6 protein-coding genes are annotated in these 7,860 nt (G+C 68.3%); all 6 read right to left on the reverse strand.

What is annotated here, in order from left to right; genetic code table 11:
• Positions 1 to 120: 120 nt before the first annotated feature.
• Positions 121 to 474: a DUF2019 domain-containing protein gene (locus tag D7Y15_RS27115; protein WP_120581216.1), complete on the reverse strand. Its 354-nt coding sequence runs from the start codon at positions 472 to 474 to the stop codon at positions 121 to 123.
• Positions 471 to 1,982 (reverse strand): hypothetical protein, encoded by a 1,512-nt coding sequence (locus D7Y15_RS27120; protein WP_121754388.1) that lies wholly within the window; start codon positions 1,980 to 1,982, stop codon positions 471 to 473. Before D7Y15_RS27120 ends, D7Y15_RS27115 begins: the two co-directional genes overlap by 4 nt.
• 88 nt (positions 1,983 to 2,070) lie before the next feature.
• The gene (locus D7Y15_RS27125; protein ID WP_147452296.1) at positions 2,071 to 4,182 is read right to left on the reverse strand and encodes a S8 family serine peptidase; all 2,112 of its coding nucleotides are present in this window, start codon (positions 4,180 to 4,182) and stop codon (positions 2,071 to 2,073) included.
• Positions 4,183 to 4,299: 117 nt separating this feature from the next.
• Complete coding sequence (locus tag D7Y15_RS27130) at positions 4,300 to 4,857, reverse strand: helix-turn-helix domain-containing protein (protein WP_120581213.1); 558 nt, start codon at positions 4,855 to 4,857, stop codon at positions 4,300 to 4,302.
• A 110-nt stretch (positions 4,858 to 4,967) separates the two neighbouring features.
• Positions 4,968 to 6,191, reverse strand: a complete 1,224-nt coding sequence (locus D7Y15_RS27135) for a zinc-dependent alcohol dehydrogenase (protein ID WP_121754389.1) — start codon at positions 6,189 to 6,191, stop codon at positions 4,968 to 4,970.
• 164 nt (positions 6,192 to 6,355) lie between these two features.
• Positions 6,356 to 7,860: Ppx/GppA phosphatase family protein (locus D7Y15_RS27140; protein ID WP_148712883.1), on the reverse strand; the 1,505-nt coding region annotated here is incomplete at its 5' end.

The following is a 7,860-nucleotide window of genomic DNA, read 5'->3' on the forward strand; positions in this document are numbered from 1 at the left end:
TGGACTTTAAAGGTTTGAGTCGAGACGGCGTGCGCTCAGCATGGGCATGTTCAGTCCTCCGTGAACTTCAGGTTCCCGGCCCGCCACTCGCTTCGAACGAGTGAGTGCTGAGCCATTTTCTCAAGCAGGGTCCAGGGACCAGGTTCCTTCCTCCCAGCGCTTCAGCGCTTGCCGCGCCTCGAATGGAATCAGCCCCGAGCCCTTCGCCGCTTCTTCAAGAACCGCCCGAGCCTCCGCGGTCTTGTAACGAAGCAGGCATGTCGCGGCCGTGGTCCGAACATCCATCCGAGGATGCGTCAGCAGCACCGCCAATGCTTCACGTCCAGGATCCCCTAGAGCACGTAGTTTCTTGAACGCCGCGATGTATCGATCCGCATGCTTGTTTCCGGTCTTCGCATCAGTTCGCCACCAGATGGCGTCCGTTTGGGCGGCCACGTTCTGTGCGAATTCCTCGACAATTTCTTCAGTTGTCATGGCCAGATTCCATTCTTTGCATCGTTGATGATCATCAAGCCGAACTCTCTCTGAGCAACATATGGCTGAGTACTCAGCCACTGTCGCACGGTGAGGCTGTCAGAGCCTGTCATCCGGACGCTCTTCGAAGAGTAGAACGCACTGATGCGGGCATGCAGTTCCTTGTCGAGCGGGATGACGTTCTCCACGTTGTGGAGCGCCTGGGGCCCGAAGCGCGTCACGTTCCCGTCGGTTTGCTCCACGACGTGGTGCCACTCCTTCCCATTCCCCGCCGGCCCCATGGCCCGCTTGAACGACTTGAAGGACGAATAGCCCTTTGGCCCGCTCGGTGTCGAACCTCCACCGCTTCCATCTCCCGAGCCTGAATCATCGCCTCGCTGGAGGATGATGGCCGCACCGGGAGCGCCGCTCAACACCGCCGCCGTGCGCCCCACGGGGACCGAGATGCGCTCCAGCACCAGCGCGCCCTCCGCTGACAGCGACAGCACGGGCACCGTGGCGTCGATACCCGACGCCAGCCCCTTCAGTGTCCGCGTCGTGGCCGAGGTTGCGCCCCAGATGGCAACGACGCTCGTCGCCAGCCGGGCCGTCTCGCGGATCTGCTCGCCGGCCGTCATGTACTGGAACCGCTCCCAGTACTCGGGCGACGACGCGATGAGGGCTGCGATGCCCGCGGGAAGATTGCGCAGTCCCGCGATGCTGTCCGCGGGGCGGGAGAGGACCTGTCCCAGCGCGTGGTACAGCTCAACGAAGGCGTCCTCCGCGCCATCCAGTGAGCGGTTGACGACGTCCGCGTCGTCGTACACCTCGGCCAGCGGCCTTGAGTCCGACGCCCGGAGTTGCGCATCGACCGGACGGAAGACTCCGCCCCTGCCGCTGTAGAAACGTCCCAGCTCGAAGTTGCCCGCGCGGAAGGCGCCGTTCCTCCACGCGATGGGCGCGACCTTCTGCTGGGTGCGCCCATTGAGCGCCCACGCGAGGTATCCATCTGGCCGCAGCACCGCCACCTGCTCGCGGGCGAAGCGCGTCACCCGCCGCGCCAGCTCCTCGCGGGAGACCTCTCCGCGCTCCAACACCTCTCGCAGCAGGAACCCCGCCACCATTCGCGGCGGGAAGGTTCCGAGCGTCACCGGCTTCTCCATCAGCCGGCCCAGCACCTCCACTGCGTCGTCTGGCGTGAAGGGATTGCGGCGCAGGGGCAGTTCGTCCACGTCCTCCAGCCCGGCGCGGACCAGCAACTTCTCGAAGGCGTCCACGTCCAGCAGGCCCATCTCCAGGGCCTGCCGCGAGACCTTCCCGGAAGGTGCGAGGATGACCGTCCCCACCGGCATGCGGACAGGTTGACCCCGGTGGAGTCGTTGACTGCCTGGCTCCTCGCCGGACTCATCCGATGCATGCGAAGCGTTCTGCCGGAAGGCCCGTGAACTCCCTCTCGTGGAGGAATTCTCCACGCCCGCGCAGCCCACCATCAGCCAGGCCGCGAACAGCGCCACGACAGCCACGCGCATCGTCTGCCTCCTGGAAGTGAGGACACTCCGGTCCGGGATGACGGCGGCATCGACAGGATGCCGCCGTCACCCTTCCGGAGGACGCTGCCTATGGCCCCGTCAGGCGGTTCAGCGTGAAGGAGGGCCGGTTCCACGTCCCGCCGGGGAAGCTCACCGCGGAGGATGCCGCCATTCCACTGGGACTGCCCGCCGAGCCATTGACGGTGAAGGTGCCCGCGGCCGTCGCCGAGGTCGACGTCGTTCCGGTGCAACCCGGGCAGAGGTTCGTGCCGGTGATGTACGCCATCGGGAAGCTCAGCGACGTGGAGGTGCTGCTCACCACGCCCTGCAGCCATACCGGGTTGCTGCCCTGGTAGACGGTCAGGTTGACGACGTGGGTGTTGCCTTGCGTGTTGAAGCTGGCACCCCAGCCGGGCTCCGCGCCGTTGTACCAGAGGCCATTCAGGTTCATCACGGAGCTGCCGCTACCGAACGCCAGGAATTGGATGGGCTCGTTGCCGGAGAGCGAACCCAGCGTCCAGTAGAAGCGCCACAGTCCGCTGCTGTAGGTGATGCGCATCGTCCCCACCACGGACAACGTCGCGCTGGAGCCTGTCCAGGTGGTCTTGATCAGATCGCCCCGCCACTCGCCGGGCTCCGCGAAGAGGAAGGCCTGGTACCAGATGGGCACGCCCGCGGACGTGTACGTGTACCAGGTGACGTGGATCTGGTCGGAGGCGAGGTGCTGGATGTCCAGGCCGTTGCCGGAGCGCGCGGGGTTGTACCAGGGGCCCTTGTCCGGGCGGGGCGGGAGGTTGGTGTAGACGGCCGCCGCCGCGTTGATGCGGCCGGTGCCGCAGTTGCTCCCGCAGCCGGAGACCGCCGTCGCGGTGGACTTGATGCGCGCGGTGACCTGCGCGGGCGTCATCGAGGGCTTCTGCGAGAGGATGAGCGCGGCGAGGCCCGCGACGTGCGGAGAGGACATGGAGGTGCCGCTCAGGTAGCGGTGGCAGTAGTCACCCGCCAGCAGCGTGGCCCCCGGCTTGCCAATGGCCCAGGCCGAGACGATCTGATCCGTGCCGCTGTACGGGTCCCATGTATTGGGGTCCGCGGGGCAGCCAATGCCCTGGCCGTAGAAGCCGGCGCTGGCGGTGCCACCTGGAGCGATGACGTCGACGCGAGAGCCGCCGCTGCTCCACGGCGCCCGCGCACCGGCCTGCGTGCTGGCGCCCACGGCGATGACGCCGGTGCAGGAGGCAGGCGTGATGTTCGCCGTCAGCAGGCCCGCCACGCCGTCGTTGCCACCGGCGGCGACCACCACCACGCCCTTGCCGACGGCGTAGGTCACCGCGCTCTGGATGTCGGGGTAGTTCGCGCAGGGATAGACGGCCGTGGGGGCGTTGGGGTTGTAGGCCGTCCCGAAGCTCATGTTGATGACGCGCGCGCCGTTGTCCGCCGCGTACCGGATGGCCTCGTCAACCGCGGACAGAAGGACGCCGTTGCTGGCGGTGGAGACCTTGACGGGCATGAGCTGACAGCCCCAGCAGACGCCCGCGCCACCCACGCCGTTGTTCGTGCGCGCCGCGAGGATGCCGGCCACGTGCAAGCCGTGGTGGTAGGTGTTCGTGTCGTAGGGGTCCGCGTCCCCCTGTCCAAAGTCATACCCTGTCGTCCAGGCCCCGCTGAGGTCCGGATGGTCGAGCCTGCCGCTGTCGAGCACGGCGATCTTCACGTTGCCGGTGACACTGTTCCAGGCCGTGGGCAGGTTGATGGCCGGGTAGTTCCACTGCTGGGCGTACAGGGGGTCCGTCGGCGTGGCGAAGAACTCCATGTAGAGGTTCTCGTGCGCGTATTCGACGTCTGGATTCCGCCGCAGCTCCGCGATGGCCTCCAGGGTGCGCGCCTCCTCCTCCGCGATGGAGGTGGCGGCGGACCGCGCCTCCGCTTCCAGCGACACCACCACCGCGCCGCTGGAGAGAGGCTGGACGAGCTGGGCACGGAAGCCCCGGACCGGAGGCAGCTCGGCGTCCGTGAGGGCCCTGTCGGAGCCCTTGAACTTCACGATGGCCTGTCCCGGCACGAACCGGCGGGGATTCTTCGACGGCGCGGTCTGCGTGGCGATGGGCGCGGCCGTGGTCGCGACGGGCGCGGCGGGGACCTCAGCGCCGCAGGCACTCAGCAATAGGGATGAAAGCAGGACGGATAGAACAGACTTCTTCACACAACCCCCCAGGTGAAAGGACTGGGTCCAGCAGGCTGCGAGGGGTGAAGATTGTCAATCTATTTTAACTGCTAGTTCTTGTTTTGTGGTTTTTCCTGGTTGAAGATTGCTGAAGATTCACAGCGACGGTGCAAGCAGCACGACGGAGTAGCCCACCGCCGTGCGCGCGCCGGGGTTCTCGTAGGAGTGCTTCTGGTCTCCCCGGAAGACGACGACGTCTCCGGCCTCCAACACGAAGCGCTCGCCGCTGGCCACCAGCGCGAGGGTCCCAGTCTCACAGGCCAGGTACTCGCGCGTGCCTGGGGTGTGGGGCACGCCGGTGATGCGCGCCTTGGGCGGCAGCTCCATCCGGTCGAACTCCATGCCCGGCAGTGGATCCGGCAGGAGCTTGCGCAGGAAGGCCGCGCCGCGCTGCTTCATCGGCAGGCTGTCTCGCCGGTAGTGCCGGGCGCTCGCCTTGGGCCGGGCGAGCAGTTCCTCCAGTGACACCTGTAGCGCCCCCGCCACGCGGTGCAGCACCGACAGCGTGGGGTTCGCCGCGCCGGACTCCAGATGCGCCCAGGTGGCCCGGGGCACGCCCGCCAGCTTCGCGAGCTGCACCTGCGTGGCCCCTCGCGTCTCCCGCAGCGTCCTCAGGTTGCGCGCCAGCCTGCCTGGAAGGTCCTCTTCGCTCATACGCTGGCATTCTGCCAACGCATTGGCGCTCATGCCATCTTGTCGGCACCCATCCGCCATCCATGCCTCAAGGAGAGACACGCCATGGACATGCGGAATCAAGCAGTGCGTCACTGGAGGGTAGCGCCCGGCTCCAGCTCCACCTTCACCCAGCCTGGCTTGCGCAGGTCGAAGTTGCGGTACGCGTCGATGGCGGAGGCCATGGACTTCACGTGGCTCAGGATGGCCGTGGGGTCCACCGTGCCGGAGCGCACCAGCTCCAGCAGCTTGGGGATGTACTTGCGGTGGTTGCAGTTGCCCATGCGCAGGGTGAGGTTCTTGTTCATCGCCTCGCCAATGGGGAACGCGGTCATCGTCTGCGGGTACACGCCGATGATGGACAGCGTGCCCGCCTTGGCCAGTGACTGCACCGACCACTGCGCGGCCTGCGACGGCGCGTCGCCGGGCACCCAGTTGTCCCCATCCGGCTTCTGCTTGGGCGCGACATGCTCCACCTCGCGCTTGAACTCGGGCTTCTCCGCCTTGGCCTTCTTCGCGGCCGGGCCGTGGTGCGCGTGCTGCGCGTCCACGCCCACCGCGTCGATGGCGCGGTCCACGCCGATGCCCGCCGTGAAGCGCTTGAGCGTCTCCACCGGGTCCTCCTGCTCGAAGTTGATGACCTCCGCGCCCTGGGTCCTCGCGAGCGCCAGGCGGTCCTCGTGGCTGTCGATGGCGAAGACGCGGCCCGCGCCCAGCAGCCTCGCGCTCACGATGGCGAACAGGCCCACCGGGCCGCAGCCGAACACCGCCACGGTGTCACCGGGTTTGATTTCCGCCATCTCCGCCCCGAAGTAGCCCGTGGGGAAGATGTCCGAGACGAGGATGGCCTGGTCGTCGGTGACGCCTTCGGGCACCTTCACCATGGTGATGGCCGCGTGCGGGATGCGCGCCTTCTCCGCCTGCATGCCGTCGAAGGGGCCCGTCATCTCCGGACCGCCGAAGAAGGCGGTGCCCGCGGCGGGGCCGTTGGGGTTCGCGTCATTGCATTGGGCGTAGTAGCCCGCGCGGCAGTACGAGCAGTTGCCGCACGCGATGGTGGAGCAGATGACCACGCGGTCGCCCACGTTGAAGTTGCGCACGTCCTTGCCCAGCTCCTCGATGACGCCCACGCCTTCGTGGCCGAGGATGGTGCCGGGCTTCATGCCCGTCATGGTGCCGCGGATCATGTGCAGGTCCGTGCCGCAGATGGCGCTGGCGGTCAGCCGGATGATGGCGTCCGTGGGCTCCTTCAGCTTCGGCTCCGCGACGTCGTCCAGCCGGATGTCCCCGATGCCATGGAAAACGACTGCCTTCATGTTCCGCTCCTTGCCCCGCCAGGGCCTCGAAAGACGTGAAGGCCCACGGCGCCTTCGCGAAGGCACACGGGACCCGTTCGTCTGGACTCTGGGCACGGCGGTGGGGCCGGGCAGGACCGGCGCCGCGCTCCCTCCACTGGAGAGCGGGCGGAGAGGCAGTGGCCCTATCGCCCGGTCGAGTGGACCTGGATGGCGAGCCGCTTGCCGAACACCTTGCGGAAGGAGGCGACCTCGCGCTCGACGTTCCACAGCTCCAGGTCGAGAGCCTGGCGGGCGTGCAGGTGCAGCGTCACCGCCTCGCGGCCGTCCGTCACCTTGAAGTCGCGGATGGGCTGGTGGTGGCTGTGGTCCAACACGTTCGCCAGGCGCAGCAGCGTGGCCAGCTTGCGCACGCGGCGTGCTTCGGACGGGGTGAGCCCGGCCATGCCGGAGTGGGACAGCTCCGGCGGGGAGCGCCGGTGGTAGCGGGCGACGCGCGCGATGATTTCACGCTCGCGGTCCGCCAGGCCCGGGATGTCCGCGTTGTGGATGAGGTAGTACGTGTGGCGGTGGTGGCGCTCGTAGCTGACCGCAGTGCCGATGTCGTGCAGCAGCGCGGCGACCTCCAGGTGCGGGCGCACGGACAGGGGCAGCTGGTGCAGCGAGGCCAGGCCGTCGAAGAGGGCCAGGGACAGGCGGGCCACCTGGCGGGCGTGCTTCTCGTCGAAGCGGAAGCGCTGGCCCATGACGATGGCCGCGTCCGCGAGGCTGTGGTCCTCGCGCGTTTCGTCCTGGCGGTAGAGCAGGTCCACCAGCAGGCCGTCGCGCAGGCCGCGGTTGACGACGCTGACGGACTCCACGCCCAGGTGGCGCGCGACGCCCTCCAGGATGACGGCGCCAGAGACGATGATGTCCGCGCGGCGCGGGTCGAAGCGCTTGCGGCGGCGCTCTGGCGGCATCTTCGCCAGGGCCTCCACGGTCTGGGTGAGCTGTCGCACGGTGGCATTGCCTCCGTTCTCCGCGGCGGCGAAGCCGACCACGGCGCCAATGGTGCCGGACGAGCCCAGCGCCACGCGGGGCAGGGCGGGGAGCTTCTCCGGGAGCGTCTTGTGGAGCGTCTCCTCCACGAAGCTGCGCATCAGCCGCAGCTGCTTGGGCGTCACGGCGCGCGCGGTGTCGAACACCTCCGTGAGGCGCACGGAGCCCAGGGAGAGGCTCCAGAGCTCGTCGGGCTTCTCGCCAGTGGCGATGGCGACCTCCGTGCTGCCACCGCCGATGTCTACGAGGAGCGAGCGGGTGTTGGCGGGCTTCCTGTGCAGCACGCCCAGGCAGATGAGGCGGGCCTCCTCCTTGCCGCTGACGACCTCCAGCTCCAGGCCGGCCTCCTCGTGCACGCGGCGCACGATGTCCTGCTGGTTTCGGGCCTCGCGCAGGGCGCTGGTGGCGACGGCGCGCACCTGGGCCTTGTGGCGGCGGCAGAGGGCGGCGTAGCGGCGCAGGGTGGACAGGAGGCGGTCGGCCGTCTCCGGGGGCATCTCGCCGGTGGTGAAGACGCCTTCGCCGGGGCGGATGGGGTCTCGCTCCTGGTGGAGGGTCTCAAGCGAGCCCTCGGCGTCCGGGCGGGCCAGCTCCAGGCGCACGGCGTTGGTGCCCACATCGATGGCGGCGAGGACGGGAGTCGGGGAGGGAC

It is taken from the genome of Corallococcus sp. AB030 (assembly GCF_003668965.1).
Lineage (GTDB): Bacteria > Myxococcota > Myxococcia > Myxococcales > Myxococcaceae > Corallococcus > Corallococcus exiguus.

What these genes read in the sequence shown, in the direction of transcription:
- D7Y15_RS27115 (WP_120581216.1), bottom strand. Translation starts at nt 474, where the DNA reads ATGACAACTGAAGAAATTGTCGAGGAATTCGCACAGAACGTGGCCGCC.
- D7Y15_RS27120 (WP_121754388.1), bottom strand. Translation starts at nt 1,982, where the DNA reads ATGCGCGTGGCTGTCGTGGCGCTGTTCGCGGCCTGGCTGATGGTGGGC.
- D7Y15_RS27130 (WP_120581213.1), bottom strand. Translation starts at nt 4,857, where the DNA reads ATGAGCGAAGAGGACCTTCCAGGCAGGCTGGCGCGCAACCTGAGGACG.
- D7Y15_RS27135 (WP_121754389.1), bottom strand. Translation starts at nt 6,191, where the DNA reads ATGAAGGCAGTCGTTTTCCATGGCATCGGGGACATCCGGCTGGACGAC.